General features: G+C 71.5%; 1 protein-coding gene. It reads left to right on the top strand.

Annotated features, from left to right (window positions below; all coding sequences use genetic code 11):
- Window positions 1–14 precede the first annotated feature (14 nt).
- Window positions 15–379 (top strand): hypothetical protein (locus I6F37_RS45235; protein ID WP_225155163.1); only part of this gene is annotated, 365 nt, incomplete at its 3' end.

Genomic DNA, 379 nt, shown 5'->3' with positions numbered 1-379 from the left:
TCGTCACCCGGCGCATGATCGACGGGGAGATCGAGTCGACCCACTACCTGCGCAACCCGCTCGACGTGCTCGCCCAACAGATCGTGGCTCACGCCGCCGCCCACGAGGAGGTGTCCCGTGACGGCATCGCCGCGCTGGTGCGCCGCTCGGCCAACTTCGCCGAGCTGTCCGACGACCAGCTGAACAACACCCTCGACCTCTTGGCCGGGCGCTACCCCAGCGAGGAGTTCGCCGAGCTGCGGCCCCGGGTGGTGTGGAACCGGGCCACGGACATGGTGCGGGCCCGGGATGGCTCGAAGCGCCTGGCCGTCACGTCGGGCGGCACGATCCCCGACCGCGGGCTGTTCGGCGTGTTCCTGCCCGACGGCAAGCGGGTCGG

The sequence above is a fragment of the Bradyrhizobium sp. NBAIM08 genome (assembly GCF_020193935.1).
Lineage (GTDB): Bacteria > Pseudomonadota > Alphaproteobacteria > Rhizobiales > Xanthobacteraceae > Bradyrhizobium > Bradyrhizobium yuanmingense.
Note: the sequence above shows the minus strand (reverse complement) of the source record. Positions and strands in the feature narration are given on the sequence as shown.